Below are 15,162 nucleotides of genomic sequence, written 5' to 3' on the forward strand. Positions count from 1 at the left end.
GGCCCGCCGATGACCAGCCTTCTCGAAGACGCGTTGCGTGCGCGGATCACCGGGGAAGTCGCCTTCGACGACTACACGCGCCACCTGTTCTCCCGCGACGCGAGCATGTACTCGATCATGCCGCGCGGGGTCGTGTTCCCCGTCGATCAGGAGGACGTCGCCGCGGCCGTCGCCACCGCGGCGGAGTTCGGCGTGCCCGTCGTCCCGCGTGGGGCGGGTACCAGCCTGGCCGGGCAGACCGTCGGCCCCGGTCTGGTGCTCGATCTGTCGCGGCATATGAACCGGATCATCGCCCTCGATCCCGTCGCGCGGACCGCCGTCGTCGAACCCGGCGTCGTCCAGGACCAGCTCAACCAGGCGGCGGCCGCGCACGGGCTGATGTTCGGGCCCGACACCTCCACCAGCAACCGCGCCACGATCGGCGGCATGGTCGGCAACAACTCGGCGGGTTCCGGGTCGCTGACCTTCGGGATGACCATCGACCACGTCCGCGCGCTGGACGTCGTCCTCGCCGACGGTTCCACCGCCCGCCTGGAACCGGTGAGCGAGACCGAACGCCTGCGGCGCGCCGAGGCGGACACGCTCGAAGGCCGTATCTACCGCGAACTCCCCGAACTCGTCACCGCGCACGAGGACGCCATCGCCAAGGGCATGCCGATGTTCTGGCGGCGGGCGTGCGGCTACCGGCTCGACCGGCTCTCCGGATACGGCGACGACAAACCCTTCGACCTCGCCAAATTCGTCGTCGGCGCGGAGGGCACGCTCGTGCTGGCCACCCGGATCGAAGTCGATCTGGTGCCCAAGCCGAGGAAGACCGTCTACGCGGTCGGACATTTCGAGACGACGCACGGCGCCATTTCGGCGACGCTCGACGCGCTCAGCTGCGGGCCGCATCAGGTCGAGATGATGGACAAGACGATCCTCGATCTGTCACGGCGGAAGATCGAGTACGCCGATCTCGGCAACCATCTCGTCGGTGATCCGGAGGCACTGCTGTTCGTGTCGTTTTCCGGCGACGACGAGACCGTGCTGGCGGCCAAACTCGACGAGGTGGCCGCGCTTTGGGAGCGTAACGGGCACGGCTACCACACGCTCAAACTCGTCACGGCCGCCGAACAGGCGGCGCTGCTCAAGGTGCGCAAGTCCAGTCTCGGCCTGCTGATGGCGGCGGGCGAGGGGACCAAGCGGCCGCTGGCGTTCATCGAGGACACCGCCGTCGACCCCGAGCACCTCGCGGAATACACCGCGCGGTTCAAGGAAATCCTCGACGAGCACCGGCTCGAAGCCGGGTTCTACGGCCATTGTTCGGTCGGCTGCCTGCACATCCGGCCGTTCGTCGACCTCACCGACCCCGCGCAGGTCGACACGATGCGCGCGGTCGCGGAGAAGATCAAGGATCTCGTGGCCGAATTCGGCGGCGTGAACTCCTCCGAACACGGCGACGGCCTCGCCCGCTCGGAGTTCAACCGCGAGATCTTCGGCGACGAACTCTACGAAGCCATGCGCCAGGTCAAGAAACTCTTCGATCCCGTGGGCACGATGAACCCCGGCAAGATCGTCGACGCGCCCTCGATGACCGAGAACCTGCGCGACCGCGACGCCCTGCCGCCCGCGCCGCCGTTGCGGACGATGCTGTCGTTCGAGGTCGTCGGCGGGATGCGCGACGCCGCCGACCGCTGCATGAACATCGGGTTGTGCCGCAAGACCACTGGCGGGGTGATGTGCCCGTCGTACCAGGTCACCCTGCAGGAGGAACATTCCACGCGCGGCCGGGCCAACGCACTGGTCAAGGCGCTTTCCGAACCGGATCCGAAGGCCGCACTCGGCGGGGAACGCCTGCACGAGATCCTCGACCTGTGCCTGATGTGCAAGGCGTGCAAGAGCGAATGCCCGATGAGCGTCGACATGGCCTCGCTCAAGGCCGAAACCCTGCACCAGCACCACGAGGAGCACGGCACCCCGCTGCGGTCGCGGATCTTCGGCTCGATCCGGTTCCTCAACCGGCTCGGCTCGGCGACCGCGCCACTGTCCAATGTGCCCGGTCGGATCGAGCCGCTCCGCAAACTCATGGAACGGGCCGTCGGCATCAAGGCCGAACGTCCGCTGCCGAAGTTCGCACGGGACAACCTAGTGCGCTGGAATCGCCGCCGGGTGACGGCGCCGGGGACGGCGGGCACGGTGAACTGGCTCGCGGATTCCTTCACCACCTTCACCGAACCGCAGATCGGCAAGGCGGCCATCGAACTGCTCGAAACCGCGGGCTGGGCGGTGGAACTCGCGTCCGGGGGCTGCTGCGGACGGTCGAGCCTGTCCAAAGGCCTGCTGGAGGACGCCAAGAAGAAGGCCACTGGATTGGTCACGTCCTTGGCGCGTGACACCGAACCGGGATCGCCGATCGTCGGCTGTGAGCCGTCGTGCGTGTTCACCTTGCGCGACGAGACTTTGGCGTTGCTGCCGGATCTTCCCGAAGCGCGGCAGGTCGAGGAGCGGGTCCGCCAGGTCGAGGAACTGCTCGTCGAGGCCATCGACGACGGCAGGCTGAACCTGCCGGAACGATCGTGGCTGAGCGGGCGGCGCGTGGTCTTCCACGGCCACTGTCACCAGAAGGCGGAGGTCGGCACCGCCGCCACGATGGCGCTCCTGCGCCGTATCCCGGGGCTGGAGGTCGCCGAGATCGACTCCGGATGCTGTGGGATGGCGGGTTCGTTCGGCTTCGAGGCCGAGCATTACGAGACCTCGATGGCCGTCGGCCGCGACCGGCTCTTCCCCGCGCTGGAGCGGGAACCGGCCGGAACACTGGTCGCCGCCACCGGCGTTTCGTGCCGTCAGCAGATCTTCCACGGGGCCGGCCGTACGGCGTGGCATCCGCTCGAACTGGTCCGTGAAGCGCTCGGCGGGCCGGCATGAGACTGATCCGCTTCGGCCGGGAGGAGGCCGCCAGGACGGGCTGCGTCGAAGGTGACGTCGTCCGCGCGTACGACCCGGTCACCGGCCCTGGCGAGGTCGTCGGCCCGCTGTCCGGGGTCCGGCTGCTCGCGCCGTGCGAGCCGCGCACGATCGTCTGCGTTGGCAGCAACTATCCCTGCCAGCTGAAGGAAAAGGGCCGCCCGTGGCCCGAGCGGCCCGCCCTGTTCCTCAAGGCCCCGAACGCCGTCACCGGTCCGGGGCGGCCGATCCTGCACCCGCGACAGGTCGAACGCCTGGAGTACGAGGGCGAACTGGCCGTCGTCATCGGCAGGACCGCGCGGAACCTGACCGTCGAAAACGCTTTGGCGCACGTCCTGGGCTACACCTGCGCCAACGACGTCACCGCGCACGACTGGCGGGCCGACGGTCAATGGGCGCGGGCCAAGAGCGCCGACACGTTCCTGCCGCTCGGGCCCTGGATCACCACCGGTATCGAGAACGGAGACCTCGCGGTGACCACGCGGATCAACGATCGGCTCGCCCAGCGGGCCACCACGCGGGAGATGATCTTCGGTGTGCCGGAGATCCTCGCGTGGGTGACCCGCTGGTTCACCCTGCGCCCCGGCGACGTCGTCCTCACCGGCAGCCCGGCCGGGGTCGGGCCGATGGAGCCGGGGGACGAGGTCACCGTCGCGATCGAGGGGATCGGGGAGTTGACCAACCGGGTCCGCTAGACCACCTCGAAGTTCGCCATCATCGCCATGTCCTCGTGTTCGGCGTTGTGGCAATGGAAGACGTACCGGCCGCGATAGCCGTCGAAGCGGGCGATGACCTCGACCGATTCGCCCGGGGCCAGATCGACGGTGTCCTTGATACCGCCGTCGAATGGCCCCGGCGGCCGCCCGCCCCGCGAAAGGATCCGGAATCCCACCAGATGCAGATGCACGGGATGGTGGATGTCGGCGACGAATCGCCAGATCTCGGTGTCGCCGAGGCGCGGGCTCGCCGACATGAGGTCCGGCGAGAACGGCTCCCCGCCGATCACCCAGCCCGAACGACCGTGGACGGCGCCCGCGCGGAACGAGAAGTCGCGCGTGGTCGTGGCCTGCTCGCGGGGCAGCGGCGGGATGTCGCTGAGCTTCGCGGGAACCCGGCTGTCGTCCGCCGCACGGCGCGCGACGACGAACCGCATGATCTGGGCGGTCGAGCCGGTGCCGAGCCGGTTCACGAGGGTGACCTCGGTGCCGACCGGATACCGGCCGAAGTCGACGACGACGTCGTACCGTTCCGCCGGGGCGATGGGGAGATGGTCGTGTGCGCGCGGTGCGTCGAGCAGGCCCTGGTCGGCGCCGATCTGCACGAAACCGCCTCCACCGGGCGGCGGCGGGTCGAGCGCCAGGTCGTACCGCCGCGCGTTGGAACCATTGAGGAGACGCAGCCGGTACCGCGCGGCCGCGACTTCGTGCACCGGCCACGGCGCGCCGTTGACGAGGATGACGTCACCGAAAACGCCCTCCACGAAAGCACTTTCGACTCCCGGTGTGGTCCGCAGCGAGCGGTCGAGGGAGGGATAGGCGAACTCGCCGTGCTCGTCGAAGGAACGGTCGGCGATCATCAGCGGCAGTTCACGTTCGCCCGACGGGAGGCCCAGGGCGTCTTCCTCGTCGTCGCGGACGAGGTGGAATCCGGCCAGGCCCCGGTACACGGCCGGACCGGTGAAATCCATGCGATGGTCGTGGTACCACAGCGTCGCGGCCCGTTGCCGCAGCGGAAAGACGTAGTCGCGCTCCCCGTTCGAGATCCGGGCACGGGCGTCGACCATGCCGTGCCCGCCGTGCGCGGTGTTCCAGCCGGACCGCGGCAGGACGAGATCGGTCGGGTAGCCGTCGGAATCGGCGGGCGTGTGCCCGCCGTGGAGGTGGACCACGGTCGGGACGGGAAGCTCGTTGCGATGGTGCGCCACTACGGTCCGGTCTCGCCGCGATTCGATCGTCGGACCCGGGAAGATCCCTTCGTAGCCCCAGATCGGTGTCCGGACGCCGGGCAGGATCTCGGCCGTCGCCGCCCGCTGGGTGACCGTGTAGTGATCGGCGTCGGCCGTCCTTTGTGGACGCAGGACCGGCGGGATCGGCAGCGGCACCCGGAAGGGTTCCGGCAAGGGGACCCCGCTGCGCAGCAACTCGCCGGTCCCCGGCGCGCCTTGCGCGAGCAGGCGGGGAGCAGCGATCCCGGCGGCGGCGAGGACACCGGCCCCGCCGGCGAGCCCGAGGAAGGTCCTGCGGGGAAGACGGCGGCTCATCGGCGTGCCCGCCAGATCTGCGGCCGCCAGACGGCGATGGTCGTCAGCACCGCTCCGGTGACCAGCGCGACGCCGAGGGGGATGTGCAGATCGAGCGCGCCCGCCATCCCGGCGAGGTACTGGCCGGTCTCGCCCGCGGCGAGCAGCAGGCTGATCCAGAACAGCCAGCGCGGTCCGCGCACCAGCCAGAGGACCAAGGCCGCGATGATCTGCGCGTACGCCAGGTACGAGACCGCGTCGGCACCCCAGCGGTGCAGCCAGAGCATGTCGTAATCGCCGCCGAGGTAGCCGCCCGCGAACACCGGCTGGCCGATGATCGCGACGGCGTGGGCGCTCACCAGCACCCGGTTCACCACCAGCGTCCCGTTCGCCTTCCGGCTCGGGCTGGTCAGGGTTTCACTCACGCGATCGAACGTAAGAGCCGAGGCCTTATGCTGTCCAAGACAAGATCGGTTATCTGTTCATAACAGGTGAGGTATCAGCAGTGGATCTTCTGGCCCTCCGGTACTTCCAGACCGTCGCCCGGCTCGAACACGTCGGCCGCGCGGCCGAGAAGCTGCGGGTCGCGCAACCCTCGCTCAGCCGGACCCTGGCCAGACTGGAAAACGAACTCGGCGTACCGCTGTTCGACCGGCACGGCCGCCGGATCAGGCTCAACCGCTTCGGCACCGCGTTCCTCCGCCGCGTCGACCGGGCGCTGGCCGAACTCGACGACGCCCGTCAGGAGCTCGACGATGCCGCCGGGCTGGAACGTGGCACCGTCACCGTCGCGGCCGAAAGCCTGCTCGCCCTCACCGATCCGCTTCGCACGTTCGTGCCCGGGCATCCGCTGGTGGACGTCCGGCTGTCCCAGGCGTCGGCGGAGGGCATGACCGAGAAGCTGCGATCCGGCGACGTCGACCTGTGCATCTCGTCGCAACCCTTGGCGGGCAACGACCTCCGCAGCCGCGTGCTGCTCGACGAACAGGTCTTCCTCTGCGTGCCTTCCGGGCACCGGCTCGCCGGGCGTGGTCACGTCGGCCTGGCGGACCTCGAAGGCGAGCCGTTCCTCACCACGCGCCCCGGCTACTGGCAGCGCGCGCTCGTCGAGCGCCTGTTCGCGAAGGCCGGGCTCGAACTCCACATCGTCTGCGAGGGCGACGAAGCCGCCGTGCTCTTCCAGCTCATCGACGCGGGTCTCGGTCTCGCGCTCGTGCCGTCGCTCGGACTGCGGCCGGAGACCAGCCAGACGGTGGTCTGGCTCGACGTCGACGATCCCGATTGCCGTCGCGTGCTCAGCGTCGCCTGGCGCGAGGACACCTATCTTTCGGCCGCGGCACAACGCTTCCGCGACCACGTCGTCGAGCACTTCCACGCACCGGCCGGGCCCCGGTCGCGGTGACCGGGGCCCGGAACGGGCTTACGGGTTGAGCGTGACGCTGTAGGCGCTCAGCGCCTCGCCGATCGGCTGGAAGTACGAGGTGCCGCTGCCCTTGCCGGAGGTGATGCCCAGCCCGACGCTGCCGGAGAACAGGCAGCCGCCCGAGTCGCCGGGGTTGACCAGCGCGCTGGTCTGGATCAGCTGGTACACCGAGCCTTCGGCGTAGTTCACCGTGACGTTCAGCCGCTGCACCGAACCCGAGGTGAGCCGGGTGGTGCTGCCGCTCTTGCTGATCCGCTGCCCGACGGTGGCCGAACCGGCGGAGGCGATCCGCTGGGTGGAGCCGTTCCACAGGGTGACCGCGCCCGGCGCGCTGCCGGTGGTGTTGCGGATCAGGCCGTAGTCGTTGGTCGGGAAGCTGGCGCCCTGCGACGGCCCGACGTTCCACTGCGAGACCGCGCGGGTGCAGTGGCCGGCGTCGAGGATGTAGTTCTGGCCGCCGCGGTTGGTGTTGAAGCCGACCGAGCAGCGGGTGCCGCCGCCGGTGATGGCCTCGCCGTTGTAGATCGCGGTGTGCATCTCGCCGGTGGTCCGCTCCACGCGGACCCGGTCGCCGAGCGCTTCCGCGGCCTTCACGAGGGCCTCGGTGCCCTTCGCGGCGTCGGAGACGGTCAGCACGACCTGGTTGGCCTTGGGGTCGAGGCCGATCGAGGTGTGCGCGACCGTGGGCAGCGCCTGCAGGGCGTTCTGCGCGCTCGTGAGCGCCGCGGTGGAGTGCTTGACCACGCGGGCCCGCGCGCCGGTCGCGGTGACCTGGTCGGCGGCGGCCTGGTCGAGCACGTTCACCACCGGTTCGGCGGCGTCGTCGAGGTACCCGTCGGCGGCACGGGAGCCGAGCGACGCGGTGACCTTCTGCAGCGTTTCGACACTGGCCGTCTGCGTCCGGAGGAACTCGACCGCGGCGGCCTGGCTGATCCCGGCCTCGGCGGAGAGGGACGTCACCGCCTCGTGCTGCACCGTGGGGGAGTAGCCCGCGATGGTGGTGGCGGTGGCCGTGGACGGGGCGAGGAAGCCGACGGCCGCGGCTGCGGCCACCAGTGTGGTGGCGGTACGGGCTAGGGGGTTTGTGCGCATACCGGTGACTCACTTTCGCGAGGGAGGATCCAGCGCGAGGGGTGGCCGCACTGGACACAGTGGGGTCGCCGGGCACGGCCAAGGCGACCCGGCACCGGTGATCCGGTGCCGATCATGGTGAGCCGCCGCACCGGTGGCGGATACCGACTTTCGTTGGACAGGAAGAAAAATAGGTAGCCGCACCGGGTGCTACCGGGCTTGACGCGCACAGTAAACGATGGGTCTCACGAGGCGTCGAAAGCCAGGCGGGCGAAGCGTTCCCCGATGAGCCGGTGCGTGGCCGCGTCCGGATGGAGGTGGTCGGGCAGCGGCAGCTCGGCATGGTCCGCCTCGTCGTACAGCTCGAGGCCGTCGAGGTAACGCAGGTGCGGATCGCTCCGCTCCTTGACGATGCGGGCGAGTTCGTCGCGGATCACGGTGAGGGTCAGCTTTCCCGCGGCGGTCTCCGCGGGATCACCGGTCGCCCTGAACCGCACCTTTCCTTCCCGCAAGGCGTCCGGGTCGAATTCGCCGGGCCCCGGCGTGTGCTCGTGGATGGGGCAGTAGAGCGGCGAGACGACCAGCAACGGCGTGGTGGGATGGCCTTCCCTGATGGTGTCCAGGAAACCGTGCACCGCCGGGCCGAACGCGCGCAGCCGCATCAGATCGGCGTTGACGACGTTGATCCCGATCTTGAGACTGATGAAGTCGGCCGCCGTGTCCCGCATCGCGCGCGCGGTGAACGGGTCGAGCAGCGCACTGCCGCCGAAACCGAGGTTGACCAGTTCCTTTCCGGCGATGGCCGCGGCCGTGGCGGGCCAGATCCCGGTCGGGGTCGCGGCGTTGGAGCCTTGGCTGATGGAGCTGCCGTGGTGCAACCACGTCTCGCCATCGGGTGACTGGACACTGTGGACGGACGCGTCGGTGCGCAAGGCGACGAGCTGCGTCGTTTCGTTGTGCGGCAGCCAGATCTCGACGTTCTTATCGTGCCCGGACAGGCCGTCGAACCGCAGCGTGCGGACGGGGCCGGGCTGGTGCCGCGCGGCGCCGGTGGCCAGGTCGACGGTGATCGTGTCGCCTTCGGTCACGCTCGCCCGCCCGGCGAGCCGTCCGTCGACGAGCAGTTCGTAGACACCATCGGGCCGGGGCGGCGTGCCGGTGAAGACCCGTTTGGTGGCCAGGACGTCCAGTTCGACGAGCGTCGCCGTGCTGCGGAAGACCAGTCGCACCCCGGACGGCTGCGCTTCCGCCATGGCCAGCTGACCGTCGGGGATCTGCTGCCTGGCCCTGGCGGGCAGCCGGTGGGGGAGCACGCCGCGTTCGGTGTGTTCGAGGTCCAGCGCGCCGCGGACGAGGTCGGCGCTGATCGGAGTGGTGAGCATTCTTCCGTTCATTTCGTTCGGGGCCAAGCGCGCAGCAAAACGTCGAGCGCGTCGAGGATCTCGGTCCAGCTCTCCTGCGGGCCGGGGGTGCTGTGGCTGAAGCCTCCGGCGGACTCCAGGCCCACGAAGCCGCTGAACACGCTGCCCAGCAGCCGGACCGCGTGCGTCTGGTGCGGCTCGGCCAGGTCGTAGCCGCGCAGGATCGCCCGCATCAGTTCGGCGTGCCGGACACCGGCGCTGGTGGACGCCTTCTCCGGGGCGAGCCGGAATCTCGCGGCGGTGAATCTGCCGGGGTGTTCGAGCGCGTAGTCACGGTGGACGTTCGCCAAGGCGATCAACGCGTCCTTGCCTGCCAGGCCCGCCACCGCGGTGGCGGCGCGATCGGCGAGTTCGGCCAAGGCCAGCAGGGCGATCTCGGTCTTCAGCTCGTGGGCGTTCCTCACGTGCGAGTACAGGCTCGCCGTCTTGACACCGCACCGCTTCGCGAGCTCCGTGGGCGTCACGTGCTCGAAACCGATCTCGTCGGCGAGTTCCGCACCCGCCTGGACCACCCGTTCCGTGGTCAGTCCCGCTCTCGCCATGACTACCACCGTACCATAGTCCATTCGGGATTTGCCTAATGAGATTAGGAAGCTGAAACCTGGGTTCGGTAGCGCACGGCACGGCGAAGACTGACCGCACCCGCCCCGGAAGTCTGGAGCCACGCCCATGCCGCTCGCCCTCGCCCGCGGATTCCTGACCGGGATCATCACCGGGACGACCCTGTGCGCGTTCGTCGTGGGGATCGTCATCGAGTACGTGCCACTGATGATCACGGGCGTCGGACTCCCCATCGCCTACGGAATCCTGCTCTACCTCGCCGGAGCGCCACGACGTGCTCGTGAGGCGAGGATCGCGCCGGTGATCGCGCTCGCCAAGATCGAGAGCCTCCGCGCGGGCGGCACCGAAACGGGCGACATCCCGGTCTACTTCGACCTCACCGTCGCCCCCGAGGGGGCGGCGACCTACCGGTTGAAGATCACCCACGGCATCAACCTGGTCGACCTCCCGGACTACCACGCGGGCGATGTCCTCGTCGTGCGGTATCCGCCGGACCGGCCGTGGAAAGCGGAGGTCGTCGAGCGGCTGTCACCGGAGTGGGAGCGCCGTGTGGCCGAGGCGGTGATCGAATCCGCCCCGGAGTCCAGCCTGGTGCGGGAACCGGCGGAGGGTTGCGCGTTCGGCGCGCTCGCGGTCCTCGGATTCACCCTCGGGGCGGCGCTCGTGCTGTACCTGTTCCGTGCGGAACTGTTCGCGCCCGAAGCGCCCGTCCGGGCGGAGGAAACCCAGTCGACGACCACGTCGTCCTCGGGATCGGCGACCGTGAACGTCGACAGATCCCTGCTGGGCGAAGGGGAACTGCGCCGGGCGATCGACTCGCTGGCACTGGCGACGGATGTTTCCCGGGTGATCACCGCGGTCGTCGAGGACCGGCGGCTGACCGTGGTCTTCGCCCCGACGGACGCCCAGGTGCCGCGGTTCGACCTCCGTGAGTTGGCGGTCGACCGGGTCCCTGCCCTGGTGCAGCGGGCGAAGGCGACCATCCACGTCGGGGAGCCGAAGACGTGGCAGGTCACGATCATCCCGTTCGGCACCGCGGTGAGCAGCCGGGTGATCGTGACCGGCCCAGATGGCAGCGGCTCACTCGCGGACGGTGGCTGAAGCCGTGGTCAGGCTCCGTGTTTTCCCGGCGCGGCACTGCCGGAGTACTCGCCGAGGCCGGAGATCAGCTCGGTCAGGTCGGCGTCGTTGTCGTAACGGCGCTGGTGCAGTTCGGCGATCTTCGCGCCCATCTCCGGATCCGGGTCGTCGGTGACGTCGAAGGACGCGAACCGGTCGACCAGCGGGAGCCCGACCCGGTCGGTGTTCCGGTGCGCCGGGTGCATGAGGTACTCCCAGTACCCGTCGAGGTCTTCGATCGCGAAGACGGCGCCCCATTCGTAGTCGCCGCCGAAATCGCGGCCGACGACGAAGGATTTCACCGCCGGGATGACCCGGCCCTGGTTCCGGAGGCTCTCCAAGGCCTCTTCGACCTGCTCCGGCGAGGCGTCGGGCCGCAGGGTGAAACGGTTGCCGTGGTAGATCATCGTGTTTCCTTTCCGTTGTTCCGGTTCGAGAGAAGGGCGGCGAGTGCCGCTCCGGCACCCAAAGCGATGCCGGTCCAGGTGAACGCCTCGGCGATGCCGATGCCTTGGACGAGGGGTTGGACGACGAGCGGGGACAGGAACTGGCCGAGGAAGATCCCGGTGACCAGGCCGCTGAGCACCCGGCCGCGCCGCGCGGGATCGGCGGACTCGGCCAGGAGCAGGTTGAGGTTCGGGACGACGAAACCGACGCCGAGACCGCCCGCGAGCAGTCCCGTCACGACCTGCGCGACGGTTCCCGCGGTCCCGATCACCAGCCAGCCCGCGCCCATGAGCGCGACACTGACGGTGGTGATCGCGGTGGGGCCCAGGCGACGGCGCAGCCGCGGGAAGGCCAGCGCGCCGACGACGCCGGTCAAGGTGCTCCCGGCGACCACGGCACCGACGACGACGGGCCCGCTACCGAAACCCTCCAACAGGAACGGCAACTGGGTCGGCGCCATGTAGAAGGCCAGGGTCACCACGAACGCCAGGACGTAGGCCCCGACGACGCGGGCGGGCAGCCGGCCGCCTTCGCCGACCGCGGGGCTGTTCCGTTCCGGTTCGCGCAGCGACACGATCGCGAAGACCGCCACGATCGCCGAGACCGAGTAGATCCAGAACGGGGCATGCCAGCTCACGGTGGCGAGTAGTCCGGCCAGCGGCAGGAAGACGACGCCGCCCAGGCTCGCGAAAGCCTGCTGCAGACCGAGGAAGGAGGCACGGCGTCCGCCGGTGAACCAGTCGGTGATCAGGGTGCTGACCGCGGTCATGATCCCGCCGACGGCCAGTCCGAGCGCCGCCCGGGTGATCAGCAGCAGGTAGAGGTCGTCCACGAAGAACCCGGCCGTCCCGGAAACCGCGTAGAGCCCCAGACCCGTCAAGAGCAGCGGGCGGCGTCCGACGCGGTCCGCGACGATCCCGGAGAGGGGCGCGCTGATCGCGATCGCGAGCGAGGTCACGGTCAGTGCCAACCGGACGAGAAGACCCGAACCGGGCGTATCCGCGAAGTCCTCCCGCATCGCGGGCAGGCTGGGCGCGATGATCGCCGCGGCCATGATGGTCAGGGGCGCGGCGGCCAGCACGGTGCCGCGAGCCCGCCCCGTCGGTGCCAAGGTGTCCGTCACGCCACCAATTTCGCAGCGGGACACCGGCGTTCGCGTCGGTGAAAATCGCCTATGTCCGTCCTGGCGTGAGCGCTTCGGCGACGCGAAGGCCCAGTACGCGCGGGAGAACCTGCTCGACCCCGGCCGGCGCCCGCACTGGTAGAAATGTCCGGTGCGGGACTTTTTCAGGGGTATCCGGATGTTCGGGCGAGGCCTCGGCATCCTGGCGCGGTCGCCGAGACTGCTGCTGATCGGCGCGCTGCCCGCGTTGCTGACCACGGTGCTGCTGATCGGCGGGATCGTCGCGCTGGCGTTCTGGATCGACGATCTCTCGCTGCTGATCACGCCGTTCGCCGACGACTGGTCGCCGGGCTGGCGGACGACGATCCGGGTGGCGGTCGGCGTCGCGGTGTTCGGCGCGGTGCTGGCGATCGCCATGATCGGCTTCACGGCGATCACCCTCGCCGTCGGCGGGCCGTTCTACGAGCACATCGCCGAGAAGGTCGAGGACGATCTCGGCGGCGTGCCCGGCGCGGTGGACCTGTCGGGGTGGCGGTTGCTGGTGATGGGCCTGAAGGACGGCCTTGCCCTGGTGCTGCGTTCGCTCCTGTTCACGATCCCGCTGCTGATCGCGGGCTTCATCCCCGTGGTGGGGCAGACCGTGGTGCCGGCCCTGCTGGCCCTGGTGACGGCGTGGTTCCTGGCGCTGGAACTGATCGCCGTGCCGTTCTACCGGCGCGGAATGGGCCTGAAGCAGCGCCGGCTGGTGCTGCGACGGCACCGCGCGCTCGCCCTCGGGCTGGGGCTTCCCGTGTCACTGCTGTGCCTGATCCCGTTCGCCGCGCTGATCGTGATGCCGGTCGGTTTCGTCGGTGGCGTGCTTGTCGCGCGCGAAGTCCTGGCGGACGACATGGCCTAGGTGTCTGTGTCAGATGACGCAGACACGGGCGGCTCCCCGGCGCCATCGTTGGCGCGACACTGAGGGGAGCTTCCGATGAAGAGAGCGTTGTTCCTGGCCGCCGCCATCCCGATCGTCGCGCTGCTGACGACCGGTCCGGCGATGGCCGACGAAGGGATCGTGGCCGGGGTGGTCAAGGCCGCCGACTCCGGTGAGCCGGTGGCCGGGGCGTGTGTGACGCTGTTCGATCTCGACCTGAAGGAAACGGGTTCGGGGTGCGCGGGCGCGGACGGCCGCTACGAGATCGCGGGTGTCGCACCCGGCAAGTACAAGGCCCGCGCGACCGCCGCCGGGTACGCCGAGCTTTGGGCGTACAACAGGGGAAGCGCGCTCGCCGCCGAGGTGCTGGACCTGCCGCACGGTCTGGACTTCTCGTTGCGGCAGGGCACGGCCACGGTCCGCGGGCAGATCACCGCCGAGGGAAAGCCCGCCGCGGGTGCCTCGGTGAGCCTCACCGATCAGAACCAGCGGTGGTGGTCGACGGTCCTCACCGCGGCGGACGGCACGTATTCGTTCAGCGGTGTCAAGGCGGACACCTACACGATGGCGGTCACCTACGGCGATCGCACGCAATGGATCCGGCAGAAGTCGAGCTTCCCGGGCGCGGACACCTTCGCGGTCGAGGAGGGTCAGGTCGCTGTCGTCGACGAGGCCATGGCGCCGTACGGAAAGCTCCGGGTGGTCGCGACGGACGAGAAGACCGGAGCGCCCGTCGCGGGTGCGTGCTCGCAGGTCGAGCAAGGGCATCCGCCGGAGCTGCGGAAGTGCGCGGGCGCCGACGGAGTCATGCTGTACGAGGACATGCCGCCGTTCGGCTACTACACGCTGAGCGTATGGGGTCCGGACGGTACGCATTACCCGGTCAACTGGCAGCATGTCGATCTGGCTCCCGGGCAGACCACCGACTTCCGGGCGTCGATGAAACCCGCCGCGTCGGTGGTGGCCACCGTGCGGGACGCGAAGACCAAGGCGCCGCTGGAGCGGATCTGCGTCGACACCTACGCCCTTCCGATCGTCGGTGTCCTCGACGCCGACTATCAGTACTACTGCAGTGACGCGAACGGAAAACTGGTGATCGGGCCGATCGAACCCGGCGCGTACAAGCTGCTGGTCAAGCCGCTCGACGAGCGCTACGGCATCCAGTGGGCCGGGCCGGACGGCGGCACCGGCGACATCGGGCAGGCCCGCACGGTCACCGCCGAACTCGGCAAGGCCGTCCCGACCGCGGACATCAAGATGGATCCCGCCGGCACGATCACCGGCAAGGTCACCGATCGCGCCACGGGGGCGCCGGTGAACGGCGTCTGCGTGTACCCGTACGCGGTCGATCCCCGGATCGGCTTCCGCTTCGACGTGAACTGCAGCCGCGACGGCGGGGTCTACACGATCAAGGGCCTCGGGCCGTACAAGTGGCCGCTCGAATTCGCGTCCTCGCGGGGCGACTACGCGTGGCAGTGGTCAGGAGGCGGCGCGGACCGGTTCGCCGCCCGTCCGGTGTGGGTGCGGCCCGGCGCGACCGTGACCGAGAACGCCGCGCTGGTGCCGAACGGCGCGGTCAGCGGACGGATCCTCGACAAGGACGGCAAGCCGACCTTCGGCTACGTCTACGCCTACAGCGCGCGCACCGGCGACATCCTGGACGCGACCAATTCGGATTCGAACGGGCAGTACACGGTCAACGGTCTCACCACGCAGAACGTCAAGATCAAGCATTACATCGATGCCGACTGCTGGTACCGCGACGCGGCCGATTTCGCTTCCGCCACGCCGATTCCGGTCACCGCCGGGCAGACGACGGGAGGAGTGGACCTCCGCCCCTGCCGCCGCTGACAAGCGCGTGAAGGCCTCCTTCCCTCGGCTCAGCCGAGGGAAGGA

General features: G+C 69.5%; 13 protein-coding genes. 6 read left to right on the plus strand and 7 right to left on the minus strand.

What is annotated here, in order from left to right; translation table 11 throughout:
* The first annotated feature begins 9 nt into the window (after positions 1-9).
* Positions 10-2,907, plus strand: coding sequence for an FAD-binding and (Fe-S)-binding domain-containing protein (locus tag AB8M46_RS26175; RefSeq protein WP_394361941.1), 2,898 nt, complete (start codon positions 10-12; stop codon positions 2,905-2,907).
* Positions 2,904-3,641, plus strand: a complete 738-nt coding sequence (locus AB8M46_RS26180) for a fumarylacetoacetate hydrolase family protein (protein ID WP_394361942.1) — start codon at positions 2,904-2,906, stop codon at positions 3,639-3,641. The genes AB8M46_RS26175 and AB8M46_RS26180 overlap by 4 nt, the downstream gene beginning before the upstream one ends.
* On the opposite strand, the gene AB8M46_RS26185 is transcribed toward AB8M46_RS26180, so the two are convergent.
* Positions 3,638-5,206, minus strand: a complete 1,569-nt coding sequence (locus tag AB8M46_RS26185) for a multicopper oxidase family protein (RefSeq protein WP_394361943.1) — start codon at positions 5,204-5,206, stop codon at positions 3,638-3,640. The two genes, AB8M46_RS26180 and AB8M46_RS26185, sit on opposite strands and share 4 nt — an antisense overlap.
* On the minus strand, positions 5,203-5,610 hold the full coding sequence (locus tag AB8M46_RS26190; protein ID WP_037336683.1) for a hypothetical protein: 408 nt from the start codon (positions 5,608-5,610) through the stop codon (positions 5,203-5,205). The genes AB8M46_RS26185 and AB8M46_RS26190 overlap by 4 nt, the downstream gene beginning before the upstream one ends.
* Before the next feature lie 80 nt (positions 5,611-5,690).
* On the opposite strand from AB8M46_RS26190, the gene AB8M46_RS26195 reads away from it, so the two are divergent.
* Positions 5,691-6,587, plus strand: coding sequence for a LysR family transcriptional regulator (locus AB8M46_RS26195; RefSeq protein WP_394361944.1), 897 nt, complete (start codon positions 5,691-5,693; stop codon positions 6,585-6,587).
* An 18-nt stretch (positions 6,588-6,605) separates the two neighbouring features.
* Here the strand turns inward: AB8M46_RS26195 and AB8M46_RS26200 are convergent, their stop codons facing one another.
* From AB8M46_RS26200 to AB8M46_RS26210, 3 genes are all read right to left on the minus strand, one after another.
* Positions 6,606-7,700 (minus strand): S1 family peptidase, encoded by a 1,095-nt coding sequence (locus AB8M46_RS26200; protein ID WP_394361945.1) that lies wholly within the window; start codon positions 7,698-7,700, stop codon positions 6,606-6,608.
* 224 nt (positions 7,701-7,924) lie between these two features.
* A complete protein-coding gene (locus AB8M46_RS26205; protein ID WP_394361946.1) occupies positions 7,925-9,061 on the minus strand; it encodes an SGNH/GDSL hydrolase family protein in 1,137 nt (378 codons plus the stop codon).
* Positions 9,062-9,069: 8 nt separating this feature from the next.
* On the minus strand, positions 9,070-9,642 hold the full coding sequence (locus tag AB8M46_RS26210) for a TetR/AcrR family transcriptional regulator (protein ID WP_394361947.1): 573 nt from the start codon (positions 9,640-9,642) through the stop codon (positions 9,070-9,072).
* Positions 9,643-9,769: 127 nt separating this feature from the next.
* On the opposite strand from AB8M46_RS26210, the gene AB8M46_RS26215 reads away from it, so the two are divergent.
* Positions 9,770-10,762, plus strand: a complete 993-nt coding sequence (locus tag AB8M46_RS26215) for a hypothetical protein (protein WP_394361948.1) — start codon at positions 9,770-9,772, stop codon at positions 10,760-10,762.
* Positions 10,763-10,770: 8 nt separating this feature from the next.
* Here the strand turns inward: AB8M46_RS26215 and AB8M46_RS26220 are convergent, their stop codons facing one another.
* Both AB8M46_RS26220 and AB8M46_RS26225 read right to left on the minus strand, forming a co-directional pair.
* Positions 10,771-11,187, minus strand: a complete 417-nt coding sequence (locus AB8M46_RS26220; protein WP_394361949.1) for a Dabb family protein — start codon at positions 11,185-11,187, stop codon at positions 10,771-10,773.
* Positions 11,184-12,350, minus strand: coding sequence for an MFS transporter (locus AB8M46_RS26225; protein WP_394361950.1), 1,167 nt, complete (start codon positions 12,348-12,350; stop codon positions 11,184-11,186). Before AB8M46_RS26225 ends, AB8M46_RS26220 begins: the two co-directional genes overlap by 4 nt.
* A gap of 151 nt (positions 12,351-12,501) precedes the next feature.
* Between AB8M46_RS26225 and AB8M46_RS26230 the strand changes: the two genes are divergently transcribed.
* Positions 12,502-13,248: an EI24 domain-containing protein gene (locus tag AB8M46_RS26230; protein WP_394361951.1), complete on the plus strand. Its 747-nt coding sequence runs from the start codon at positions 12,502-12,504 to the stop codon at positions 13,246-13,248.
* 75 nt (positions 13,249-13,323) lie between these two features.
* Complete coding sequence (locus tag AB8M46_RS26235; protein WP_394361952.1) at positions 13,324-15,117, plus strand: carboxypeptidase regulatory-like domain-containing protein; 1,794 nt, start codon at positions 13,324-13,326, stop codon at positions 15,115-15,117.
* Positions 15,118-15,162 lie beyond the last annotated feature (45 nt).

Origin of the sequence: Amycolatopsis sp. SB7-3 (assembly GCF_041021335.1) — a bacterium.
GTDB lineage: Bacteria > Actinomycetota > Actinomycetes > Mycobacteriales > Pseudonocardiaceae > Amycolatopsis > Amycolatopsis japonica.

Excerpts from the sequence above, each read along its gene's own strand:
- AB8M46_RS26175 (WP_394361941.1), top strand. The coding sequence starts at position 10 with ATGACCAGCCTTCTCGAAGACGCGTTGCGTGCGCGGATCACCGGGGAA.
- AB8M46_RS26180 (WP_394361942.1), top strand. The coding sequence starts at position 2,904 with ATGAGACTGATCCGCTTCGGCCGGGAGGAGGCCGCCAGGACGGGCTGC.
- AB8M46_RS26185 (WP_394361943.1), bottom strand. The coding sequence starts at position 5,206 with ATGAGCCGCCGTCTTCCCCGCAGGACCTTCCTCGGGCTCGCCGGCGGG.
- AB8M46_RS26200 (WP_394361945.1), bottom strand. The coding sequence starts at position 7,700 with ATGCGCACAAACCCCCTAGCCCGTACCGCCACCACACTGGTGGCCGCA.
- AB8M46_RS26205 (WP_394361946.1), bottom strand. The coding sequence starts at position 9,061 with ATGCTCACCACTCCGATCAGCGCCGACCTCGTCCGCGGCGCGCTGGAC.
- AB8M46_RS26210 (WP_394361947.1), bottom strand. The coding sequence starts at position 9,642 with ATGGCGAGAGCGGGACTGACCACGGAACGGGTGGTCCAGGCGGGTGCG.
- AB8M46_RS26215 (WP_394361948.1), top strand. The coding sequence starts at position 9,770 with ATGCCGCTCGCCCTCGCCCGCGGATTCCTGACCGGGATCATCACCGGG.
- AB8M46_RS26220 (WP_394361949.1), bottom strand. The coding sequence starts at position 11,187 with ATGATCTACCACGGCAACCGTTTCACCCTGCGGCCCGACGCCTCGCCG.
- AB8M46_RS26235 (WP_394361952.1), top strand. The coding sequence starts at position 13,324 with ATGAAGAGAGCGTTGTTCCTGGCCGCCGCCATCCCGATCGTCGCGCTG.